The organism is Euzebyales bacterium (assembly GCA_036374135.1).
Classification (GTDB): domain Bacteria; phylum Actinomycetota; class Nitriliruptoria; order Euzebyales; family JAHELV01; genus JAHELV01.
Window position 1 is genome coordinate 1 of sequence record DASUUK010000078.1, and the last position, 22,543, is coordinate 22,543.

Consider the following 22,543-nt stretch of genomic DNA (forward strand, 5'->3'; position numbering starts at 1 on the left):
CCGCGGACCGGGTGGGCCGACCGTCGCATGCTGCATCTGCGCAGCGGGCACGGTGAACCCATGAGCTACGCGACGATCGACCCCAGGACCGGGGAGACCCTCAAGACCTTCGACGACCACGACGACGCCGAGCTGGACCGTCGTCTGCAGGCCGCTGACGACGCCCATCGCGAGCTGCGGTCGACCACGTTCGACGATCGCGCCGGCTGGATGCGCGCGGCGGCCGACCTCGTCGATGACGAGGCCGATGCGACGGCCCGGATAATGACCACGGAGATGGGCAAGACGGTGGCGGCGGCGACCGCCGAGGTGCACAAGTGCGCGATGGCCATGCGCTACTACGCCGACCACGCGGAGGGCTACCTCACCTCGATCGACTACGACCCGGACGCGGTGAACGCGCGGCGGGCGCTGACGATCTGGCAGCCACTGGGTGTCGTCCTGGCGATCATGCCGTGGAACTTCCCGTTGTGGCAGGCCGTCAGGTTCGCGGCGCCCGCGCTGATGGCCGGCAACACGGGCGTGCTCAAGCACGCGTCCAACGTGCCACAGACCGCCGAGTACCTCGGTGAGCTGTTCGGCCGGGCCGGGTTCCCCGACGGCGCCTTCTCCCACCTGTTCGTCGGCAGCGACCGCATCGCGGGCGTGCTGGCCGACGACCGCGTCCGCGCGGCCACGCTGACCGGCAGCGACGGTGCCGGGCGTGCTGTCGCCGAGGCCGCGGGCCGCAACCTCAAGAAGACGGTGCTCGAGCTCGGCGGTTCCGATCCGTACGTGGTGATGCCGAGCGCCGACCTCGAGCAGGCGGCGCAGGTGGCCACCATCGCACGGTGCCAGAACAACGGGCAGAGCTGCATCGCCGCCAAGCGCTTCATCGTGCACGCCGACGTCCACGACACGTTCGCCGAGCTGTTCGTCGAGCAGATGGCCGCCCAGCAGCTGGGCGATCCCTTCGACGACGCCACCGACATCGGTCCGCTTGCGACCGAGCAGGGCCGCTCGGACGTCGCCGACGCCGTGTCCGAGGCCGTTGACGCCGGTGCCAAGGTACTGCTGGGCGGGGAGCAGCCCGACCGCCCCGGCTGGTGGTATCCGGCGACGGTCGTCACCGATATCCCCGAGGGCACGACGATGTACGACGACGAGGTGTTCGGACCGGTCGCCGGCCTGTTCAAGGTCGACAGCTACGACCATGCCGTCGCGTTGGCCAACGACGTGCCGTTCGGCCTCGGGTCGAACGCCTGGACCAACGACGCCGCCGAGCAGCAGGCGTTCGCCCGCGACCTGGACGCGGGCATGGTGTTCATCAACGGCATGACGGCGTCGTACCCCAGCCTGCCGTTCGGCGGCGTGGGTTCCTCCGGGTACGGGCGCGAACTGGCCGACATGGGCATCCGCGAGTTCTGCAATGCCAAGACCGTGTGGGTCGGTGGAGACGAGCCCACCTGACAGCTCACAGATCGCGGTGGCGGTAGCAGGCGATCCGCACCGCCACCTGCGTGTGCACGATCGTAGGAAGGGCGGCGATCCGGTCGGCGAGGTCCCGTTCAACGTGGTGGGCGCTCGGTCCCATGCCGACGACAGCGGCGACCGCACCGTGGTCGAGCGCGAGGTCGTGGCGGTGCTCGCGCGCGGCGGCCGTCACGAGCTGCGGACCCAGCCGCCGTTCCAGTCGCTCGGCCTTGCGCTGATCTACGGTCAGTAGCCCAAGTGCGGCCACGATCGTGTCGAGGTGGTCCGAAAGCGGCGTCACCACCACCACGGTGCCGCCCCGAGCCAGCACGCGGGCGAACTCCGCACCATGCCGCGGAGCGAAGATCGAGAGCACGACGGCCATGACCCCGTCGCGGACCGGTAGCCGTGCCCAGGCGTCGGCGACGATCGCACCGGCCCACGGGTGAGCGCGCGCCGCACGACGGGCCGCGTGCTTCGACCGGTCGATCGCCAGTCCCGGGCGACCGTCCAGTGCGTCCAACACCGCCGCGAGGTGGTGGCCGGTGCCCGCGCCCACATCGGCCACCGCGCCGGGCGGCGGGGCGGCGGAGCGCACCTCGTCGACGACCGCCGCCGTCAGCGGCGCCATGTGCCCGGCGTCGAAGACGTCCGCGCGGGCCGCGACCATCCGGGCGGTGTCGGCCGATGCCGTGTCACCGCCGCCCGGCAGCAGGTGCACGTACCCCTGGCGCGCGATGTCGAAGCTGTGACCGGCGACGCACCGTAGCGCGCCGTCACCCCTCGCGAGCCGCCCGCCGCAGGTCGGGCAGGTCAGCAGTGCCGCGACCTCAGGGCGCATCGTCGGCCGCGACCGTGCGCAGCTCGGCGTCGCCCTCGCCGGTGACCGTGACCACGACGCGGCCGCCGGCGGCGAGATCGGGCACCAGATCGGTCACGCACACGCGACCGCTGTCCGCGAACACCTCGATCGACGCGTGGTCGATCCAGACGTCGATGTCGACGGCGCCCGAACGCGCCAGCGGCGCGACGTGCGTTCCGGCGAACTGGTGGCCCACACCCGCGCCGTCCGTGCGCCGGACCGACAGCGTCGCCTCCCCGACGTCGAGCACGATGCGCGCGCCGCCGGTGCCGCTCGCGACGTCGACGACGGCGCGTCCGCTGCCGGACGAGCGCACCGTGACGCGTGCCGCGTGATGGTCGAGCGCGACCCCGCGGCCCATGGTCATGACCTCCGGTCGGCCGAGACGCGCGTCGAGCTCGTCGACGGGTCGTTGTGCCAGCGCGGGACGACCGGATCCCGCGGCGACCAGGCGCAGCTGTCGTGGCAGGGTCATCTGCCCGCGAGCGGCGCGCGCCGGCACGTGCGCCGCGTAGGCCCAGTTGCTCATCCACGCCACCCAGACCCGCCGGCCGTCGGGCACGTCCGACCACGACTGCGCCGCATAGAAGTCGGCCCCGTGATCGGCCCACCGCGACGAGCCGTAGGCCACGAACGCGTCGCCGTCGAACGTCCCGGTCCAGTAGCGCGTGGCTGATCCACCGGCCGGGCCGTGCTCGGCCGCGCCCGCCGACAGCACCCACCACGGATCGCCCCCGTCAACAGGCAGCGGGAACAGGTCCGGGGTCTCCCACACGCCGTACGGCCTGCCGGGCTCGGGCGCGAACACGCCGGCGGGTTCCCAGGCGACCAGGTCGCGCGAGACGTAGAACCGGGCGTCACCACCCGCGGCGAGCACCATCACCCAGTGCCCGCCGCCCCGCCCATCGTCGTACCAGCACACCTTGGGGTCACGGAAGTCCACGAGCCCCGCCGGCTGGGGTAGCACGGGATTGGCGTCGTGCACCTGCCACGTCCGCCCGCGATCGACCGATCCGGCGATGCTCTGGACCTGGCTCGTCGGGGTGAACTGCGTGTAGATCGCCACGAGGGCGCCTTCGCCGAAGCCGGCCGTGCCGTGGCGGTCGACGACACCCGAGCCCGAGTAGACGGCACCGTGCTCGTCGGGATGCAGCGCGATCGGCAGGTCGGTCCACGTCGTCAGGTCGGTGCTGACGGCGTGCCCCCAATGCATGGGTCCCCAGTCCGACGACGCCGGGTGGTGCTGGTAGCACAGGTGCCACTCGCCGTCGTGATGGACGAGCCCGTTGGGATCGTTGAGCCAGCCGGTGGGCGGTTCGTAGTGGAGCAGCCGACGGCGGCCGGTCGGCCCGGTGGCGGCCTCTCGCGACCCGGCCAGGCTCACGACCCGTCGCCGAACCGCGTGTGGCTGGTGCCGTCGGTCGCGTGGCAGATGTACGCGGGCCCGGAGCGTCCCGTGCGACGCTCGTACCGTTGTGTGACCTCGATCACGAAGTCGTCGGCCGCATCGCGGTCGACCAGCGCGACCGCACACCCGGCGAACCCACCGCCGGTCAGACGGACGCCGCGGCAGCCCACCGACGCACGGGCGGCGTCGGTCAGGACGTCGAGCGCGTCGCTGGACACCTCGAAGTCGTCACGCAGGCTGCGGTGGCCCGCGTCGAGCAGCGCACCAGCACGCTGGAGGTCTCCATCCCCGAGCGCCTGCACCATATGCAGCGTGCGCTCGTTCTCGGTCACCACGTGCCGCGCCCGGCGCAGCTGCACCGGGGCCAGCGTGGAGCCGCGGGCGTCGAGGTCGTCGGTTGTGACGTCGCGCAGCGAGTCGACGCCGAGCGCCGCGGCGGCCTCCTCGCACTGCTTGCGCCGGTCGTTGTATTCCGATGTCGTCAGTTCCCTGCGGGTGGCGGTGTCCAGGACGCCCAGCGCGATGTCCGACGGCAGCGCGACCGGGGTGATGTCCAGGGACCGGCAGTCCAGCAGCAGCGCGTGGCCCGCGCGACCGGACGCGCAGGCCACCTGGTCCATGATCCCGGACGCCACGCCGAGCCAGTCGTTCTCGACCCGCTGCCCGACGCGGGCCATCGTGACCGGGTCCCAGTCGAACCCGGACACGGCGTGGAACGCACGGGCGAGCGCGAGGTCGAGGGCCGCCGACGACGACAGGCCGGCGCCGGGCGGCAGGTCGCTGGCGATCGCGCCGTGCCAGCCCCGCAGATCGCGCCCGGCCTCACGCAGCACGGCCGCGATGCCGACGGGATGGATCCCCCAACCCTCGGGCCGGTCGCCGCCGTGCAGCGGCAGCAGCACCGGTTCGAACCCCTCGGACACCAGATCGACGACCGGTTCGTGCGTGGCCGACGCGGCGATCCACACCCCGCGATCGATGGCCGCCGGAAGTACGAAGCCGTCGTTGTAGTCGGTGTGCTCGCCGATGATGTTCACGCGGCCCGGCGAGCGGACGAGCACCTCCGGATCACGCCCGTGGCGCCGTCGGAACAGCTCGACGGCACGGTCGTCCGCTGCCCTCGCATCCATCGACGTTCCGCGCTCCGATCTTGTGTGCGCCCCTGTTGAAACCGCTTGTACCACGTGGCTGGGCTCCCTGAACGCCGAAGCGAGGCTTCCGGCCATTGCCCAATCCCGGGTCGGGCCCTACGCTCAAGGCGGCCCTCAGCATGAACGGGAGCACAAGCTGTGAGCGCGAGCATCGGTGACGTCGCCCAGCTCGCGGGGGTGTCGGTGGCGACCGTGAGCCGGGCGATTCGGGGACTTCCCAACGTTTCACCGGCCACGCGGGACCGGGTGCTCAAGGCCGCCGCCGAGCTCCAGTACGTCGCACATCCACACGCGTCACGGCTGGCGGCGGGACGCACGATGACGGTCGGGATGGCGGTCCCGCTGTTGACCCAGTGGTTCTTCACGCAGGTCGTCGCGGGCTCCGAGGCTGTCCTGGCGGCAAACGGTTACGACGTACTGCTCTACGGCGTACCCGATGAGGGCGCCATGCGGCGGTTCGCTGACGACACCCACTTCAGCAAACGGGTCGACGGACTGATCGTGGTCGACCTCCCGATGTCGGATGACGATCTGCGCGGCATGTGCGAGCGGGGCCCGCTGGTCACCGTCGGCGTGGCGTCGCCGTGCGCGCCTTCTGTGACGATCGACAACGTCGAGGCGGCGGCGACCGCGACGCGCCACCTCGTCAACCTCGGTCACCGCCGGGTCGGCCTGATCAGCCACCTGCCGCCGCAGGCGCTGGCGTTCACGGCGCCGTTGCACCGTCGCGAGGGTTACGAGCGCGTGCTGACCGACGCCGGGCTGGAGGTGCGCGAGGAACTGATCGTGCCGGGCAACTTCGCGCTGCAGGGCGGCGCCGAGGCGATGGCCCAACTGCTGGGCGTCGACAGGCCGCCGACAGCGGTCTTTGCGGAATCCGACGAGATGGCCATCGGGGCGCTCAAGACCGTGCGCGACGCTGGCCTGCAGGTGCCCGGCGACATCTCCGTCGTCGGCTTCGACGACCACGACATGGCGGCGTACACCGACCTGACGACGATCTCGCAGCCGGCGATGCGCCAGGGCGAGACCGCGGCCACCCTGCTGCTCGATCTGATGCGGGGCACGGCCGCCGACGACGACGTGACCAGCGTGGTGATGCCCACCCGGCTCGTCGTGCGCGCGACCACCGGCCCCAACCGCTCGCCTGTCACCGCGCACGCCGTCTGACCCGTGGACGACCTGTGATAACCGGTCTGTGATTGCGCCCTCGCGATCGTGGGCACACACCTGATGCCGCGTGTGTAAACCCTTGCGGTAGCACTGAACTCGGGCGATGATGCACCATGCGCCGTCGCTCGCCTGACGGTCACAGCGCGCGGCAGACCAAGTGGACCCAACAGCGAGGTGTGACAGAACATGGCCAAAGTCGTGTATGACGGCGTGACCAAGCGCTATCCGGACGGCACCGAGGCCGTGAAGGACATGAGCCTGGAGATCGAGGACGGCGAGTTCATGATCCTCGTCGGGCCCTCCGGGTGCGGCAAGTCCACCGCGCTGCGGATGTGCGCCGGGCTCGAGGAGATCTCCGAGGGTCAGATGATCATCGGCGACCGGGTCGTCAACAACCTGACGCCCAAGGAGCGGGACATCGCGATGGTGTTCCAGTCCTACGCGCTGTACCCCCACATGACGGTCGCCGAGAACATGGGCTTCGCGCTCAAGCTGGCGAAGGAGTCCTCGGAAGAGATCGACAAGCGGGTCAAGGAGGCGGCCGAGACCCTCGACCTGACCGAGTACCTGCACCGCAAGCCCAAGGCGCTGTCGGGTGGTCAGCGGCAGCGCGTGGCCATGGGCCGCGCGATCGTCCGTGAGCCGCAGGCGTTCCTGATGGACGAGCCGCTGTCGAACCTTGACGCCAAGCTCCGCGTCGCGATGCGTGGCCAGATCGCCGAGCTGCAGAACAAGCTGGGCGTCACCACGCTGTACGTGACCCACGACCAGGTCGAGGCCATGACCATGGGCGACCGGGTCGCGGTCCTCAAGCGCGGCGTGCTCCAGCAGGCCGACTCGCCGCAGCACCTCTACGACAACCCCGACAACCTGTTCGTCGGCGGGTTCATCGGCTCGCCCGCGATGAACTTCGCCGAGGCGAAGTTCTACAAGGAGAACGGCCAGTACAAGGTGTCGATCGGCACCGGTGACAACCCGACCGTCCTCGACGTCCACGACGGCGCGATCGACCGCTATCCCAGGATCAAGGACTACGAGGGTAAGCAGGTCGCGATCGGCATGCGCCCCGAGCACTTCTTCCCGGCCCGGGGCGACACACCCGACGAGCTCATCTGGCCCGAACGCCGGGTGACCCTGGTCGAGCAGCTGGGCGCCGAGATGCTGGTGCACTTCGGGACGTCGGCGCCGCCGATCATCACCGACGACATGCGCGAGGCGATCGACGACGAGGAGGCGTTCGCCGAGCTGCAGCGGGCGGGACGCGAGGGCGGCCAGGTCTTCACCGGCCGCTTCGAGCCGGGCGACCCGCCCAAGATCGACGACCGCGTCGACGTGGGGTTCCGCACCGACTACCTGCACTTCTTCGACATGGAGTCGGGCGAGGCGCTGCGGTAGGGCGACCCACGAGCCGAGACGCCACGGCCCGCACCTGCGACGGTGCGGGCCGTCGCCGTTGTCGTGGCGCGGCGCGCCCCGCGCCGTGAGCGGATGGGAGCCGCCGCGCCGTACCGGTGGGCGCTCGCGGACCATCCTGCTCGCCGTGGCCGCCGCGGCGGCGGTGGCCGCAGTGCTCGCCCTGGCCGTCGATCGAGACCCGGCCGGGCTACAGGTCGCCCGACGATCCGATGATCGCGGCGCTGTCCCTGGGCCGACAGCGGTCGCATCCGATCCGATGGCGGTGGCATGGACGCGACCCCGGGCGGGCCTGTGGCGCGTGCTACCCGCCGCACCGCTGGCGCCGCGGGTCGCGCACACCATGATCGCAGCGGGCGACCGCGTGGCCGTGTGGGGCGGGTTCGACGTCCTCGGGCTCCCGCTGACCGACGGCGGCCTGTTCGACCCGCAGGACGGCACCTGGCGACGGCTGCCGGCGACCGACATCGACGACGGCACGGTGACGCGTGCGGTCTCAGCGGGCCGTGACCTCGTCATCGTGTCGGCGGACGTCACGCACCGGTTCGACGTCGACGGTGGAGCGTGGACCACGCTGCCAGCGCCGCCGCTCGCACGCGAAGACGTCCTCACCGATCAGGTCGTTGGCGGCGGTGGTCACGTCGTGACGGTGGCGCTCGCACGCGGTGCCGTCGGGACGACGCCCACCGTCGCCGTGCTCGACGTCGACGCAGCCTCCTGGCGACGCCTGCCCGACCCGCCGGTCCGGTTCGCTCCCGGCGACCTGGTCGCGACCGACGGGGCCCGGGTCATGATCGCGACCAGGGCGGCTCAGAGCCGTGGCGCGCTGGCGACGCTCGATCTCGACCGCCGGCCACCACGGTGGGCGCGCCCGCCTGCGCCGGCGCTGTTGGACGACCCCACGTCGGTACGGATCCTCGGCGCGGTCGAGGGCGACGGACTCGTCGTGACCGCCGTCGGCCCGCCCGGCGGGACCAGCGCGGCGGCGGTGCTCGACGGAACCCGCTGGCGTGACGCGCCTCCCCCGCCGCTGGCGTTGTCCCGGCAGGTGGACGGCCTGTGGACGGGGCGCGGCCTGCTGGTGTGGAACCGGTTGACGGCCAGCGGGGCCTACCTCGACGTGGCGTCACGCCGATGGGAGCGCCTCCCGCCCGCGCCGATCGCTCCGGGACCACCGAGGCCCGCCGTGTGGACCGGCTCGAGCGTCCTCACGTGGGGCGGGTTCGATCCCGCGGGCGCCCTGTACCGGCGTCGCTGACCGTCGCCGCGCAAGGCGGCGACGGCCGGGTCGGAGGAGCCACGGACATCCACCGAATGCGGATACGTAACCCTTTTCACGACGATCGCGCCAAGGGGTACGATGACGTCCTGTCGGCCCGCCCTGCGTGGGTGGTGTACCGAGCCGTCGCGCGTAGGAGAATGAAGGATGGCCGTCCGGGCCGTCGTCGTGGGTTCGCTGGTCATGGACCTGGCCTTCAAGGTTGCGGTCCGTCCGGGACCCGGAGATGTCATCATCGCGTCGGACTTCGCACGGTTCCGGGGCGGCAAGGGCTACAACCACGCCGTCGCCCTCGCCCGCATGGGGGCCGTGGTCAGCATGATCGGCGCCGTGGGTCGCGACCCGTACGGCGACGCGTTCCTCACGGCGCTCGAGCGCGAGCACGTCGATGCCAGCCGCGTCGTCCAGCTGCGCGGCACCCCCACGGCGGTCGCCGTCCCGTTGATCACCCCTGACGGCGCGGTCGGCTACGTGCAGTACCCGGGCGCCAACCGGTTGCTGGCTGCGGCCCACTGCGCCGATCTGCCGGACTGCGACATCCTGATGCTCCAGGGTGAGGTCAGCGCCGCCACGTCGTGCCACGCGGCACGGATCATCCGCAGCCGTGGCGGTCAGGTGCTCCTCAACCCGGCCCCGGTCGAGGAGCTGACCGATGCGCTGCTCGACGGGGCCACGGTGATCTCGCTCAACCGCTACGAGGCACGGCGCCTGCTCGACGTCAACGCCGACGTCGACGGGGTCGAGCTCGCCCGGCGCCTGTACCACGAGGGGTGCGCGGCCGTCGTCACCATGGGGGCCGACGGCGCCGCGTGGTGCGACGAGGACGGCGAGGGCAGCGCACCTCCCCCGCCGGTCGACGCGACCGACATCACGGCGGCCGGCGCGAGCTTCAACGCCGCGCTGGCGATCTCGATCGCCGAGGGTTCATCGCTGGCCGACGCGGTGCGGCTGGCCAACGCGGCCGGCGCCTACTCGTCCACGGTCAACGGCGCCGAGCCGAGCCTGCCGACCCGGTCGCAGGTCGAGGCGCTGCTGGTCTCGGCCTGACCCACGCACGACGGGCCGCCCGCGTCCGCCGACGCCGTGGGCGGCCGACGCCGTGCGGGGCGGCCGGCGACCTGAGATCGGCCGACCCCGCCCGCCGGTCTCAGGTGGTCGCGACCGCGCGGAGGATGTCGACGCGCGACGCACGGCGCGCGGGCAGCCATGCGGCGACGGTGCCGGCGACGGCCGCCGCGATCACCGCGATGGCGACCTGACCAGTGGGGAAGGCGAACGTGGACAGGCCCTGGTCGGCGAGCGCCAGCACGGTCATCCATCCGAACACGGTGCCGACGACGATGCCGAAGACGGCACCGAGGACGGCGATGAGGACCGATTCCCACCGCACGATCGAGCGGACCTGGCGTCGTGTCGCGCCGACAGCGCGCAGCAGGCCCAGCTCACGGGTCCGCTCGAACACGCTGAGGCTCAGCGTGTTGCCGATGCCGAACAGCGCGATGAGGATCGACAGGCCCAGCAGCGCGGTCATCAGGCCGAGCAACTGGTCGACCTGGCCGGCGATCTCCTCCTTGAACTGCTCGCTGTCCTGCACCTGCAGCGACGGGTAGTCGTCGGTGACCCCCTCGACGGCGCTGCGAGCCGCCTCGACGCTGACGCCGTCGGCGACCGTCAGGTACAGCGTGAAGATGCCCTCGTCCGCACCGTTGGCCAGCAGCGTGTCCTCGTCGATGAGGTAGTCGAAGTCCAGGCCGCTGCCGTCGACCACCGCACGCACGGGCAGGTCCTGCTCGCCGGTCTCGGGGAAGATCACGGGCTGGGCGTCGCCGGCGCCGATGCCCAGCCGCTCGGCCGCGTCGTCGGTGACCAGCATGCCGCCGCGGTCGAAGTCGTCGAGCGAGCCGTCCGTCGCCTCGAGTCGCCAGGCCGCATCGAGCTCGTCGGGCTCGATGCCGGCGGCGCCGCCCGCACGGCCGTCGATGCCGATCTGGGCGAAGCGCATGTCGGTCGTGGCCGCGATCTCGGGCAGCGCCGCGACGTCGTCCTCCACGTCGGTCGGGAAGGTCGAGAAGTCCGACGGTCGCACCTGGAGGTCCGAGACGAACTGCTCGTCGATCGTCCGCGTCGTCGACTCGCGCAGCGAGGCGCCGAAGATCAGCGCGAACGTCACCAGGCCCAGGCCGATCATCAACGCCGCCGCCGTCGAGGCGGTGCGCTGGGGGTTGCGGATCGAGTTCTCGCGCGCCAGGGTGCCGCGGATCCCGAGCTGGTCGACCGGCCAGCCGATCACACGCAGCAGCGGACGCGTGACGAAGCGCGCCAGCAGCGCGGCGCCCAGCAGCAGCGCCATCGCGCCACCGATGACCACCGGGAACCCGGCCTCACGGAACAGCCCGAGCCCGAGCAGCGCGAGGCCGACGACGGCTAGCAGCAGCCCCACCGTCGTGCGCACCCGTCCGGATCCGGACGGGTCGCCGACCGCGACCGCCTGCATGGCCGCGACCGGCGGCACCCGCAGTGCCTTGACGGCCGGCACCAGCGCCGACAGCACCGTGACCACGATGCCGAGCGTGCCGGCCACCAGGCCGGTGCGAGCGGCGAACACCAGCTCGGTGCTGGGGATGTCGATGCCGAAGGCCGTCAGCAGCGCGCGCAGGCCGATGGCGACGAGCGCACCCAGGCCCAGACCGACGCCGGACGCGAGCACACCGACGACCAACGCCTCCGCGAGCATCGAGCCCATGACCTGCAGACGGCTGGCGCCGACCGCGCGCAGCAGCGCGAGCTCGCGGGAGCGCTGTGCCACGATGATCGCGAACGTGTTGTTGATCAGGAACGCTCCGACCAGCAGGGAGACCCCTGCGAACACCAGCAGGCCGGTGTTCAGGAAGCCGAGGATCACGTCGGCGGCCGCCTGCTGCTCCGCGGCGAGCTGGTCACTCGTGATGACCTCGTAGTCCGCACCGACGGCCGCCCCGATGCGGTCCTGCAGATCGTCGAGGCGCGCGCCGTCGACCGCCAGCACGTCGACGCTCGCGTAGCCGTCGTCCACGCTGAACAGATCGAACGCGTGATCCGGTGAGAACAACGACACCGGAGCGCCGGCCAGGTTGTCCACGCCGCCCGAGAAGCCGAAGATGCCGACGATCTCGTACTCCGTCACGGGACCGTTGGCGGCGATCGCCACGGCGTCACCGACGGCGATGCCCTGATCGGCGGCGGTACCGGCGTCTATCGTCACCTCGTCGTCGGCGGTGGGGTAACGGCCACGGCGCAACTCGCTCGGCGCCAGCTCCTCGACCAGCGGGGCATTGAACCCGAGCGCGGGCGGGCCGTTGCCGGTGGTCAGCGGCTGCCCGTCGTCGCCGACGATCTGGGCGATGCCCTCGACGTTGCGCTCGACGGCCGCGACGCCTTCGACCTCCGCGATCGTGTCGGCGACCGCCGGTGGGACCTCGGGACGCTGGTCGGCGAACGGGTCGCCACCGTCGGCGTCACCGAGCTGGGACAGGCCGCGGACGCTGAGGTCGATCGACCCGCTGATCTGGCCGAAGACCAAGTCGAACGATGACCGGACCGTGTCGGTGTAGATCAGCGTGCCGGCGACGAACGCGACGCCGAGCACGATCGCCAGCGTCGTGAGCGCCAGGCGCAGCTTGTGTGCGAGCAGGCTGGAGAGGGTGGCGCGCCACATGGTCTAGACCTCGATGTTCCGTCGGGCTGGTGGAAGGATGGCGGTCACAGTGCCTCAGCCACCCAGCTGCTTCATGTGGTCGATCACGCGGTCGGCGGTCGGTGCGTGCATCTCGTCGACCACGCGCCCGTCGACGAGGAACACGACGGCGTCGGCGTAGCCGGCGGCGATCGGGTCGTGGGTGACCATGACGACCGTCTGGTCGAACTCGTCGACGGACCGGCGCATGAAGCCGAGCAGCTCCGCACCGCTGGCCGAATCGAGGTTGCCGGTGGGCTCGTCCGCGAAGACGATCTCGGGGCGCCCGGCGAGCGCGCGACCGATCGCCACGCGCTGCTGCTGACCGCCGGACAGCTCGGCGGGCCGGTGCGACAGACGGTCGCCGAGTCCCAGGGTGCCCACGACGGTGTCGAGCCACGACGCGTCGGCGGCACGCCCACCGAGCCGCTGCGGCAGCACGATGTTCTCGGCCGCCGACAGGGTGGGCAGCAGGTTGAACGCCTGGAACACGAAGCCGATGCGGTCGCGGCGCAGGACCGTGAGCTCGCGGTCGGACAGCGTCGTGACGTCGGTGTCGCCGATCAACACGGTGCCCGACGTCGGGGTGTCCAGCGCGGCCATGCAGTGCATCAGGGTCGACTTGCCGGACCCGGACGGGCCCATGACCGCGGTGAACGCGCCGCGGGGGAACCCGAGCGTCACACCATCGAGCGCGTGGACGGCCGTGCTGCCCTGCCCGTACTGCTTGACCAGGTCGATGCAGCGGGCGGCATGGCTCGTGTCATCGGTGGCGCGGGAGGCGCTGCCGGCAACGGCCGAGTGGGGCGAGGACATGTCCAGCTCCTTCGCGGTGCGGGTCTCGTGGCACTGTGATCGATGTCACCGGCCGCGTCATCCACTTCGAAGACGATCCTGTCATCCATCCTGGGAGTGACGGACGACCTCCGTCGGGTCCTTCGACGGCCGGACAGTGACGATGTCGAAGGTAGGAACCGTCCGGGTCGGCGTCTGTCGGGAGGCACCCCCGGCATGCGACGGCTCCCCCAGGGGCCTCTCGGGGACAACCCTGAGCCGTCCCTCGCCATCGGCTCGGCGAGCGGATGGTCGGCGATCACCGCCATGGCGGCGGCGTGCTGAGCCGCGCCGCCGGACGGTGTGAAGATGGGGTCTGTGACGACGGAGCCCGCCACCCGACTGGACCTGTTCACCGTGCCGGCACGCGCGGTGCCGCAGGCGATCGGGCGCATGGCGACCGACCGGTGGCGCCTGCGCCGCGCGGCGCCGGTGTTCTGGAAGCTGCTGGGCACCGGCGACGGACGGACGTTCGACGCCCGTGACGCCGACCTGCGCCGCTGGGCGGTGCTGACGGTGTGGCCGTCAGAGGCGGCCGCGGATCGCTTCGGATCATCGTCGCCAGTCGTCGGCGGCTGGAGCGACCTCGCGGACGAGCACTGGTGGGCCCAGCTGCGCACGCTGCGGACGACGGGGTCCTGGTCGCGGCGCCGCCCGTTCGGCATGAACGGCACACACCACGGCCGCGGCGCGGATGCCCGACGCGCGCGGACCACCGGACCGGTCGCCGCGCTGACCCGTGCACGGCTGCGCTGGTCGACAGCCCCGCGGTTCTGGCGATCGGTCGCAGCGGTCAACGCCGACCTGGCCACCGCCCCCGGGTTGCGCCTGCGGCTGGGCATCGGCGAGGCGCCACTGGGCCTGCAGGGCACGTTCAGCCTGTGGGACTCGGCCGGCGCCATGCGGGCGTTCGCCTACCAGGGAGCTGCGCACCGCGACGTCATCGGACGCAGCGCGGCCGAACGCTGGTACGGCGAGGAACTGTTCGCCCGGTTCGCGGTCACGGCGCACGGCGGCACGGTGTTCGGCGACGATCCGCTGCGATGAGACACGTCCGTCCGCGACCTGCGGATGCCTGACCATCGACCCGCGTAGTATTGGCCGCCGTGCGAGACGTGGTGGTCATTGGAGCGGGCCACAACGCCCTGGTGGCCGCGTGCTACCTGGCGCGTGAGGGCCTGGATGTCGAGGTCGTCGAACGACGTGACGTCGTCGGCGGCGCGGTGTCGACCGTCGAGCGCTTCCCCGGCTACCTCATGGACGTGGGCTCCAGCGCCCACATCATGGTGCGGCACACGGGGATCGTCGAGGACCTCGACCTGTCAGCGCACGGCCTCGTGTACCAGGACCTCGACCCGTGGGGCTACGCCCCGTTCGGCGACGAGGCGATCGCGTTGCACGTCGACCTGGACCAGGCCTGCCAGTCGATCGCGAAGGTCTGTGGCGACGCCGAAGCGGATGCCTACCACGGTTTCGCGACCACGTGGGGCGCCTACAACCTCAAGGTCTTCGACGCGTTCCAGCGACCCCCGACGTGGCGCCACCTGCTGCGCAACATGGCCGCCATCGGCCGCCTGTCACAGGTGCCGTCCGTGGAGCTCGGTCGCCAGTTCCTGATGTCGGGCGACGAGCTGTTGGACCTGCACTTCACCGACGAGCGGCTCAAGACCGCGCTCGCCTGGATGGGAGCGCAGTCTGGTCCACCGGTCCACCAGCCCGCCACCGCCGAGCTGGTCGCCTGGAACATGGTCATGCACCACCTGCCGCCCGGGCATCCGGTCGGCGGGTCGGGCATGTTGTCGGTCGCGCTGGCGGGCCGGTTCGCGTCCGACGGCGGCACGCTGCGCCTCGGCGACCCGGCCACCCGGGTCGAGGTCGGCGCGTCGGGCGTGCACGCCGTGCAGACGGCCACCGGCGACCGCATCCCCTGCCGTGCCGTCGTCGCCGGCTGCCACATCCTCGAGACGGTCGACCTGCTGGGCGGCCAGCTGCTGAACGGCACGGCACGGAAGGTCAGCGTGGGCAACGGCATCGGGATGGTGGTGCGCCTCGGGACGTCGGCGCTGCCGTCCTACCCGTCAGCGGCCGGCCCTGAGGCGTGGGGCGGCATGCAGCTGCTCGCGCCGTCGCGGCACGCACTGCGCGCGGCCTGGGCCGACTACCTGCTGGGGCGTCCGCCGACCGAACCGATCCCGCTGGTCATGACGTTCTCGGCGTTCGACGACACGATCGCGCCGCCCGGGAAGCACAACATCACGATCTGGGCGCAGTGGCACGCCTATGAGTTGTCCACCGGCGAGCACTGGGATGACATCGCCGAGCGTGAGGGCCGCAAGCTGGTCGACGCCGTCGACCGCGCGGCGCCGGGGTTCGCCGACAGCGTCGAGCTCATGCACGTCCAGACGCCGCTCGAGCTCGAGCGGGAGCTGGGCCTGCGACGCGGCAACGTCATGCACCTCGAGATGAACCTCGCGCAGATGTTCTCGTGGCGGCCGACCTACGACCTGTCGGGGTACCGCACGCCTGTCGACGGCCTGTACCTGACCGGCGCGTCGACGCATCCCGGCGGTGGCGTGTTCGGCGCGAGCGGACGATCGGCGGCCCGGGTGCTGCTCGGGGACCGGCGTCGACGGTGGTGGCGCCCGTGGGCCTGAGCCATGTGCACGGACCGCTGGACCGTGCGACGTCGGCGACCGCCGCGCGCGTGGTCCCGGCCGCGCTGGCGACGACCGTCGTCGCGCTGCAGATCGCGTACCCGCTGGTCCCGCAGGGCACGGCACGCGACAGGCTGACGATCCTGATCGTGCTGTGCTTCGCCGCCGCATCACTGAGCCACGCGCTGGTCTGGAGGGGCGCGGTGTTCGCGGTCGCGCTGTTCGCCACGACGGCCCTCGGCGGACTGGCGATCGAGGCCGTCGGCGTGAGCACCGGCCTGCCGTTCGGCGAGTACCGCTACCTCGACTCGCTCGGCGCGCAACTGCTCGGCGTGCCCCTGGTGGTCGCGCTGGCGTGGACGATGATGGCCTACCCCGCCTACGTCGTCAGTGAGGTCATCGGTGGCGGCGCCCTGCGGCGGTCGGTGGTCGGCGGGTGGGCGCTGGCCTCGTGGGACCTGTTCCTGGATCCACAGATGGTGCAGGCGGGCCACTGGGAGTGGTCCACGACCGGACCGGCGCTGGCGGGCATCCCGGTCACGAACTACGCGGCGTGGTTCGCCGTCGCCACGGTGATGATGCTGGTGCTGCGCGCGCTCAGCCAACCCGAGCCGGCGGTGGCCGACGACCGCGTGCCACTGGCGCTGTACGTGTGGACCTGGGCGTCGTCGGTCATGGCACACGCCGTGTTCTTCGACCTGCCGGTGTCGGCCGCCCTCGGCGGCATCGGCATGGGCGTGGTCGTGCTCGCGCTCCCACGTGCCCGTCGATGAGCCCGGGCCCCCGGCGCTCCCGCCGAGATCGGCACCGGGACGGCACGGTGCTGCGCCCCGGCTCCCCGCTGGCCCTGCGCACCGGCGTCGCCGCGGGTCTGCTGGGCCACACGTTGGCCAACGCGGCGCTGCTCCGTCGTCCGCCGCCCGGCACGCCACCGTCACGACGGGTCAGCGTGCTGATCCCCGCACGCGACGAGGCCGACCGCATCGGCCCGTGCGTGCGGTCCGTGCTGGGCACCGGCTGGGATGATCTCGAGGTGCTCGTCCTCGACGACGGATCCACCGACGGCACGGCCGACGCCGTCGCACATGCCGCGGCGGAGGATCCGCGGCTGCGCGTGCTGACCGGCGTGCCGACACCGCACGGCTGGCTGGGCAAGCCGTGGGCCTGCGCGCAACTGGCCGACGCCGCGGTCGGTGAGGTGCTGGTCTTCGTCGACGCCGACGTCGTGCTCGAACCCCACGCCGTGGCAGCCACCGTGGCGCTGCTCGACGAGGGCATGGATCTGGTGTCTCCGTATCCGCGTCAGGTCGCGACAGGTGTGCTGGGACGGCTCGTGCAACCGCTGCTGCAGTGGTCGTGGCTGACGTTCCTGCCGTTGCGACTGGCGGAGGCGTCACCGCGACCATCGCTGACTGCGGCGAACGGGCAGGTGCTGGCGTGCACCGCCGCGACGTACCGCAAGGCGGGTGGGCACGCCGCGGTGCGACGTGATGTGCTCGATGATCTCGCGCTCGCCCGCGCCTGCAAGCAGGCGGGCCTGCGCGCCGGGGTCGCCGACGGGACCGCGCTGGCGACGTGCGAGATGTACAGGTCCGATCACGAGGTGGTCGCCGGCTACACCAAGAGCCTGTGGGCGGCGTTCGGTTCCCCGGGCGGCGCGGTCGGCGTCATGGCGGTGCTGGCGTGGTTGTACGTCCACCCGGTGGTCGCCTTCGCCCGCGCGTTGCGGCGCGGGGACAACGTGACCGCACGCCGGGCGGCGCTCGGCTACGGTCTGGGTGTGGCCGGCCGTGTCGCGACGGCGCTGCGGACAGGTGGTCGCCCGACGGACGCGGTCGCCCACCCGCTGTCGGTCGCCGCGTTGCTGTGGCTCACCACCCGCAGCCTGCTGGGCCATCGACGCGGCACGCTGGAGTGGAGCGGACGACCCGTCGTGACCGGCCCGCGGGCACAAGGAGCAGGGATGGGGAGGCGGACATGAGCCGGGTGACCGTGATCGGCGGCGGCGTCGGCGGACTGGCGTGCGGGGCCAGGCTCGCCGCACACGGCCACGACGTCACCGTGTTCGAACAGGCCGACGTCGTCGGCGGCAAGCTCGGTGTGCAGGAGTTGGACGGCTTCCGCTTCGACACGGGGCCGGCACTGCTCACCTGGCCGGAGACGCTGCGCGCGACCCTGGAGGCGACGGCGGGTGAGGGTGACACGCCGACGCTCGAGCTGGAGCCCGTCGACCCGATCGCGCGCTACCACTTCGCCGACGGCAGGACGCTCGACGCCCACGCCGACCGCGACCGCATGCGCCGCTCGTTCGACACCGCGCTGGGACTGGGAACCGGTGCCGCGTGGACGCGACTGATGGAGCGCGCCGCTCGCATGTGGGAGGCCATCGAGGGCCCGGTGCTCTCGCAGCCGCAGTCGACTGTCAGCGGCCTGGCGAACCAGGCACGACGGTTGACCGACCTGCAGAAGATCGCCCCGCACCGCTCCCTGCGCGGCATCGGGCAGCAGTACCTGCACAGCCCACACCAGCAGCAGTTCCTGGAGCGCTACGCGACCTACACAGGGTCGGATCCCCGCCGCGCGCCCGCCGTGCTGGCCACCATCCCATGGCTCGAGCAGACGACCGGCGCCTGGTACGTGCCCGGCGGTCTGCATCGCATCGCGCGGGTGCTGGCGGACCGCATCAGAGCCCACGGCGGCCAGGTGCACACCGGCGCGCGCGTCGACGCCGTCGCGACCGGTGGCGACCGCGTGACCGGCGTCACGTTGAGCGACGGGACGCGCATCCCCGCCGACGTCGTGGTCGCCAACACCGAGGCGCGCACGCTCTACGGGCGCCTGCTCGAGCACCCGAACGCGACCAAATGGCGTCGCGAGGTCGAGCGGGCCGAGCCGTCCCTGTCCGGCTTCGTGGTCCTGCTCGGCCTCGACGGGCGCACACCGGACCTGCCGCACCACACGGTGTGGTTCACCGCCGACTACGACGCCGAGTTCGACGCCATCTTCGGATCCGACCCGCAACCGGTCCCCGACCCGACGATCTACGTGTCGGCACCACGCGATCCCGCCACCGATCCCGACGACGGCGAGGGCTGGTTCGTGCTGGTCAACGCGGCGCGTCAGGGGCCCGTCGACTGGGACGCCGAAGACACGGCGGCGCGGTACGCCGAGCACGTGATCGACCTGCTGGCCAAACGGGGCATGGACGTGCGGCACCGCATCCGGACCTCCGCGTGGATCAGTCCCGCCGATCTCGCCCGCCGGACGGGCGCCATCGGCGGCGCGATCTACGGCACCTCGTCGAACGGCTGGCGGGCCGCGACGATGCGCCCGTCCAACCGCGGACCGATCGACGGGCTGTACCTGGTGGGCGGCTCGGCCCATCCGGGCGGTGGGTTGCCACTGGTGCTGAAGTCGGCCGAGATCACCGCGGGCCTGATCAACGGCTGACGCCCGCCGCCATCCGCCGGCGACGCGCGCGAGCGGCGATGCATCGATCGGAGCGCCGAGCGGCGACCGCTCAGGCCCGCGCGCTGTGCACCGTCAGCGCAGCTGGCGGCGGACCGGGACCGCGAGCTGGCCCAGGGCGATGAGCGACAGCGCCAGCAGGATCGCGATCGACCAGCCGGCCAACGCCGGCGCGCGGGCCGGATCGACGCCGGCGAGGGCCAGTGCGATGGCGCAGCAGATGATCCGCGACGGCCGCTCCCCCACCGTGATGGTCTGCACGTGGTCCGCGCCCGCGTTGCCCGCCCGCGCCCGTAGGTACTCCAGCAGGAACACGACGGCACCGGTCGACACCACGAGCCATGCCGGGGCGCCGACGATCCACGCGGCGACCAGGAACAGGCCCTCGGTCACGCGGTCGGCGACGGAGTCCAGCACGTACCCCCAGCGTGACGCCCGCTCCGTGAGCACCGCGACCGCACCGTCCAGGCCGTCGCCCAGGCCGCTCACGACGACCAGCAGCGCGGCAACGATCGCCCAGCCGCCACCGGGGCGCGCCAGGGCGACCACCACGAGCGACGACCACACCGCCCACACGGTCACCACGTCGGGCAGCACGCCGGCGTCGGCGATGGGACGTGCCAGACGGTGCATCAGCGTCAGCCAGCCACGCAGCACCCGGGTCGGCCGCGCGTCGTAACCGTCGTGCGCGACGCTCCAGCGATCGAGGTAGGTGCCGAGATCGGGGCTGGGCGTCGCGGGAGGTCGACGCGTCAGGACGGTCACCGCGACCATCGCGGCGAACGACACGACGAGGGCGACCGCGATCATGTCCGAATCGTAGGGCGCGGGCGGACCGAAGCCCGACAGTGGCGGCGGCGCAGCGCCGCGATCTCGCCCGCGCGCAGAGCGGTGTAGGAGGCGAAGCGCACCATCAGGTCGTACGGCTCGGGTATGCCGTCAGCGAGCTTGCCCGCAGATAGCTGCGGACCAGCTCGGTCGTCTCGTACACGCGTGGCCCGCCCATGTCGGCACGAGGCCCGCCGGCTCAGCGAGGGCGAGCACGGCGAGTCTGGCTGCCACCTCGCTGGTGTCGATGGGTTGGAAACGCCAGCCGGAAGGGACCGGCACCACGGGCAGCTTGGCCATGGCCCGCACGGTGGTCAGCGTCAGGTCGTGGAACTGCGTGGCGCGCAGCGTCGTCCACGGCAGGCCGGAATCGGCCACGATGCGTTCGGCGGCTCGCTTGGACGCGAAGTAGCCGAACATCGCGCGGTCCACGCGGCTGACGACCGGGACCTTGTCGACGCCGACGACCGAGATGTACACCAGGTGCCGCACCCCGACCTGCGACGCCGCCCGCACCAGGTTGCGGGCCTTGTCCTCGTCGCCCGTGCCGCTGCCCGCGAGATGCACGACGATCTCCGCGCCCTCGACCGCGTCGTCGATCCCCGCGCCCGTGGAGGCCGCATGAGCGCGGTGACCGGCCCTCGAGGCGAGTCCAGGTGCCGCTGCCGTTTGTGGCGGCTGCGTGCGGGAAGGCGGACTGCGTCGTGGCTCGTGGAGGTGGTGCATGGACGGTCCGATCGCCGCAGCGGCGGCCGCGGCGGTCGCGCTTGCGGCGGTGCACGCCGTCGCGGCGGTGTTCAGCGCGGCGCTGGCGGTGGTGCCGAGGAATCGGTGGCTGTCGGTGGCCGGCGGCGTTTCGGTGGCATACGTGTTCGTTCACCTGCTGCCCGAGATCGCGCGGATCCAAGACAAGTTCGGCGAGACGGTTGGCGCGCTGCCGTTCGTCGAGCGGCACGCATATCTGCTGGCGATGGCCGGTCTGGCGACGTTCTACGGACTTGAGCTGGCAGCCCGACGCACCGAGGAGCAGTCGTCAGAGGCGTCAACCCCCGACCTCGTCGGCTGGACGCACTTCGCGACGTATGCCCTCTACAACGCGATCGTGGGATACCTGTTGATCGAGCGCGCCGAGGAGTCGCTGTCGACGCTTGTGCTCTTTGCGTTCGCGATGGGCGTCCACTTCATCGTCAACGACCAGGGGCTGCGTGAACATCATGGGGAACCGTATGACCGTGCGGGCCGGTGGATCGTCGCGGTCGGTGTGCTTGTCGGCTGGGGGGTCAGCCTGGTGGTCGAGCTCGAGGAGGCCGCCCTCGGCCTGCCTCTGGCGTTCTTGGCCGGAAGCGTGATCTTGAACGTCCTCAAAGAGGAACTCCCGGAGGAGCGCCGCAGCCACTTCTGGGCGTTCGCCGCCGGAGCCATCGCCTACACGGGCGTGTTGCTGGCGCTGTAGCGCCGCGCGCCCGTGACCCTCGTCGTCGGTCGACTCAGGTGCCCGCGCCCATGTCATGCTCCTGACCGGGCTGTGCCGGCTCACCACCAGCGTGGCCTTGTGCAGAGATCGACCCACTACACCAGACCCGACCCAGACCGTCGATGAACAGCCGCGGTCGTGGAGGCGGTGGAGGTCGCCCGTCGGCCGCTGTCCGACTACGACCTGGTCTCCCACCCGCGGACCGAGGATCCTCTCCGGTGCGGTGCCGGCGGACCACCCGCCGACACCGCGACACTGCCGATCAGGGACGCCCGGCCGCGGGCGAGTCGGCCGTGACCTTCGACGCCGGTGCCGTGGGTTCGTCCGGGTCAGGCCTGCGGACCTCGAGGAAGTAGGCGCCCAGCATGCCGGCGAGTGCTGCGAACACGACCACGGAGTAGATCGACAGGACGATCTCCATGACCCGCGCCAGAACGCCGGTTGCGGTCAGGGGGTCGCCGACGATCGTCGCGTAGGCCGCGTCGTGCAACGCCAGGGCGTACGTACCGTAGCCGGCGAACTCGAACAGCAGCTGGCTGCTGGCGAGCACCATGATGACGGTCACCGCGGCCAGCCACCCGACGCGACCCGTCAGCTCGCGGGCGGCCACACGAGAGCCCCGCACCGTCGACGACACCACGCGACCGACCCGGGTTACGGCCCGCAGCCGGAGGCGCGACAGGATGCGGAAGAAACGCAGGAACGGCAGCAGGAGAAAGACCAGCTGCCACCAGTTGCGACGGAGGAACCGGGAGGTGGACGGCGCCACCACCATGCGCACGACGAACTCGGCGACGAACGCCGCCCACAGCACCCAGCTCGCGACGGAGAAGGC

Annotated in this window: 19 protein-coding genes; 11 read left to right on the top strand and 8 right to left on the bottom strand. The window is 71.9% G+C overall.

Features of this window, described 5'->3' with window-relative positions; genetic code table 11:
• On the top strand, positions 1-1,449 hold a 1,449-nt coding region (locus VFZ70_14100), incomplete at its 5' end, for an NADP-dependent succinic semialdehyde dehydrogenase (protein ID HEX6256934.1).
• A gap of 4 nt (positions 1,450-1,453) precedes the next feature.
• Here the strand turns inward: VFZ70_14100 and VFZ70_14105 are convergent.
• Genes VFZ70_14105 through galK form a run of 3 tightly spaced genes read right to left on the bottom strand, consistent with a single transcriptional unit; the run spans position 1,454 to position 4,852 of the window.
• Positions 1,454-2,293 carry a methyltransferase domain-containing protein gene (locus VFZ70_14105; protein ID HEX6256935.1) on the bottom strand — a complete coding sequence of 280 codons (840 nt, stop codon included), beginning with the start codon at positions 2,291-2,293 and terminating at the stop codon, positions 1,454-1,456.
• On the bottom strand, positions 2,283-3,698 hold the full coding sequence (locus VFZ70_14110) for a glycoside hydrolase family 32 protein (protein HEX6256936.1): 1,416 nt from the start codon (positions 3,696-3,698) through the stop codon (positions 2,283-2,285). The genes VFZ70_14105 and VFZ70_14110 overlap by 11 nt, the downstream gene beginning before the upstream one ends.
• Positions 3,695-4,852: a galactokinase gene (gene galK / locus VFZ70_14115; GenBank protein ID HEX6256937.1), complete on the bottom strand. Its 1,158-nt coding sequence runs from the start codon at positions 4,850-4,852 to the stop codon at positions 3,695-3,697. The genes VFZ70_14110 and galK overlap by 4 nt, the downstream gene beginning before the upstream one ends.
• A 159-nt stretch (positions 4,853-5,011) precedes the next feature.
• Here galK and VFZ70_14120 point away from each other — a divergent pair, with 159 nt between their 5' ends.
• From VFZ70_14120 to VFZ70_14135, 4 genes are all read left to right on the top strand, one after another.
• Positions 5,012-6,043 (top strand): LacI family DNA-binding transcriptional regulator, encoded by a 1,032-nt coding sequence (locus VFZ70_14120; protein HEX6256938.1) that lies wholly within the window; start codon positions 5,012-5,014, stop codon positions 6,041-6,043.
• Between the two features lie 189 nt (positions 6,044-6,232).
• Positions 6,233-7,441 (top strand): sn-glycerol-3-phosphate ABC transporter ATP-binding protein UgpC, encoded by a 1,209-nt coding sequence (gene ugpC, locus VFZ70_14125; protein HEX6256939.1) that lies wholly within the window; start codon positions 6,233-6,235, stop codon positions 7,439-7,441.
• Positions 7,442-7,724: 283 nt separating this feature from the next.
• Entirely contained in the window at positions 7,725-8,717 is a 993-nt protein-coding gene (locus VFZ70_14130; GenBank protein HEX6256940.1) for a kelch repeat-containing protein, read from the top strand.
• Between the two features lie 168 nt (positions 8,718-8,885).
• Positions 8,886-9,785: a ribokinase gene (locus tag VFZ70_14135; protein HEX6256941.1), complete on the top strand. Its 900-nt coding sequence runs from the start codon at positions 8,886-8,888 to the stop codon at positions 9,783-9,785.
• A 100-nt stretch (positions 9,786-9,885) separates the two neighbouring features.
• Here the strand turns inward: VFZ70_14135 and VFZ70_14140 are convergent, their stop codons facing one another.
• Positions 9,886-12,432 (bottom strand): FtsX-like permease family protein, encoded by a 2,547-nt coding sequence (locus VFZ70_14140; GenBank protein HEX6256942.1) that lies wholly within the window; start codon positions 12,430-12,432, stop codon positions 9,886-9,888.
• Positions 12,433-12,486: 54 nt separating this feature from the next.
• On the bottom strand, positions 12,487-13,266 hold the full coding sequence (locus VFZ70_14145) for an ABC transporter ATP-binding protein (GenBank protein ID HEX6256943.1): 780 nt from the start codon (positions 13,264-13,266) through the stop codon (positions 12,487-12,489).
• A gap of 327 nt (positions 13,267-13,593) precedes the next feature.
• Here VFZ70_14145 and VFZ70_14150 point away from each other — a divergent pair, with 327 nt between their 5' ends.
• From VFZ70_14150 to crtI, 5 genes are read left to right on the top strand one after another with little or no spacing between them, the layout of a single operon-like run.
• Positions 13,594-14,331, top strand: a complete 738-nt coding sequence (locus VFZ70_14150; protein HEX6256944.1) for a hypothetical protein — start codon at positions 13,594-13,596, stop codon at positions 14,329-14,331.
• Between the two features lie 59 nt (positions 14,332-14,390).
• Complete coding sequence (locus tag VFZ70_14155; GenBank protein ID HEX6256945.1) at positions 14,391-15,938, top strand: NAD(P)/FAD-dependent oxidoreductase; 1,548 nt, start codon at positions 14,391-14,393, stop codon at positions 15,936-15,938.
• Positions 15,929-16,711 carry a carotenoid biosynthesis protein gene (locus tag VFZ70_14160; protein HEX6256946.1) on the top strand — a complete coding sequence of 261 codons (783 nt, stop codon included), beginning with the start codon at positions 15,929-15,931 and terminating at the stop codon, positions 16,709-16,711. Before VFZ70_14155 ends, VFZ70_14160 begins: the two co-directional genes overlap by 10 nt.
• Positions 16,708-17,919: a glycosyltransferase family 2 protein gene (locus VFZ70_14165; GenBank protein HEX6256947.1), complete on the top strand. Its 1,212-nt coding sequence runs from the start codon at positions 16,708-16,710 to the stop codon at positions 17,917-17,919. The genes VFZ70_14160 and VFZ70_14165 overlap by 4 nt, the downstream gene beginning before the upstream one ends.
• The gene (gene crtI / locus VFZ70_14170; GenBank protein ID HEX6256948.1) at positions 17,916-19,388 is read left to right on the top strand and encodes a phytoene desaturase family protein; all 1,473 of its coding nucleotides are present in this window, start codon (positions 17,916-17,918) and stop codon (positions 19,386-19,388) included. Before VFZ70_14165 ends, crtI begins: the two co-directional genes overlap by 4 nt.
• 93 nt (positions 19,389-19,481) lie before the next feature.
• On the opposite strand, the gene VFZ70_14175 is transcribed toward crtI, so the two are convergent.
• Positions 19,482-20,216: a CDP-alcohol phosphatidyltransferase family protein gene (locus VFZ70_14175; GenBank protein HEX6256949.1), complete on the bottom strand. Its 735-nt coding sequence runs from the start codon at positions 20,214-20,216 to the stop codon at positions 19,482-19,484.
• 129 nt (positions 20,217-20,345) lie between these two features.
• Positions 20,346-20,960, bottom strand: a complete 615-nt coding sequence (locus VFZ70_14180; GenBank protein HEX6256950.1) for an NAD(P)-binding oxidoreductase — start codon at positions 20,958-20,960, stop codon at positions 20,346-20,348.
• Here VFZ70_14180 and VFZ70_14185 point away from each other — a divergent pair.
• Positions 20,959-21,687, top strand: coding sequence for a hypothetical protein (locus tag VFZ70_14185; GenBank protein ID HEX6256951.1), 729 nt, complete (start codon positions 20,959-20,961; stop codon positions 21,685-21,687). The genes VFZ70_14180 and VFZ70_14185 overlap by 2 nt on opposite strands.
• A gap of 283 nt (positions 21,688-21,970) precedes the next feature.
• Here the strand turns inward: VFZ70_14185 and VFZ70_14190 are convergent.
• The coding region (locus tag VFZ70_14190; protein HEX6256952.1) for a hypothetical protein at positions 21,971-22,543 on the bottom strand (573 nt) is incomplete at its 5' end.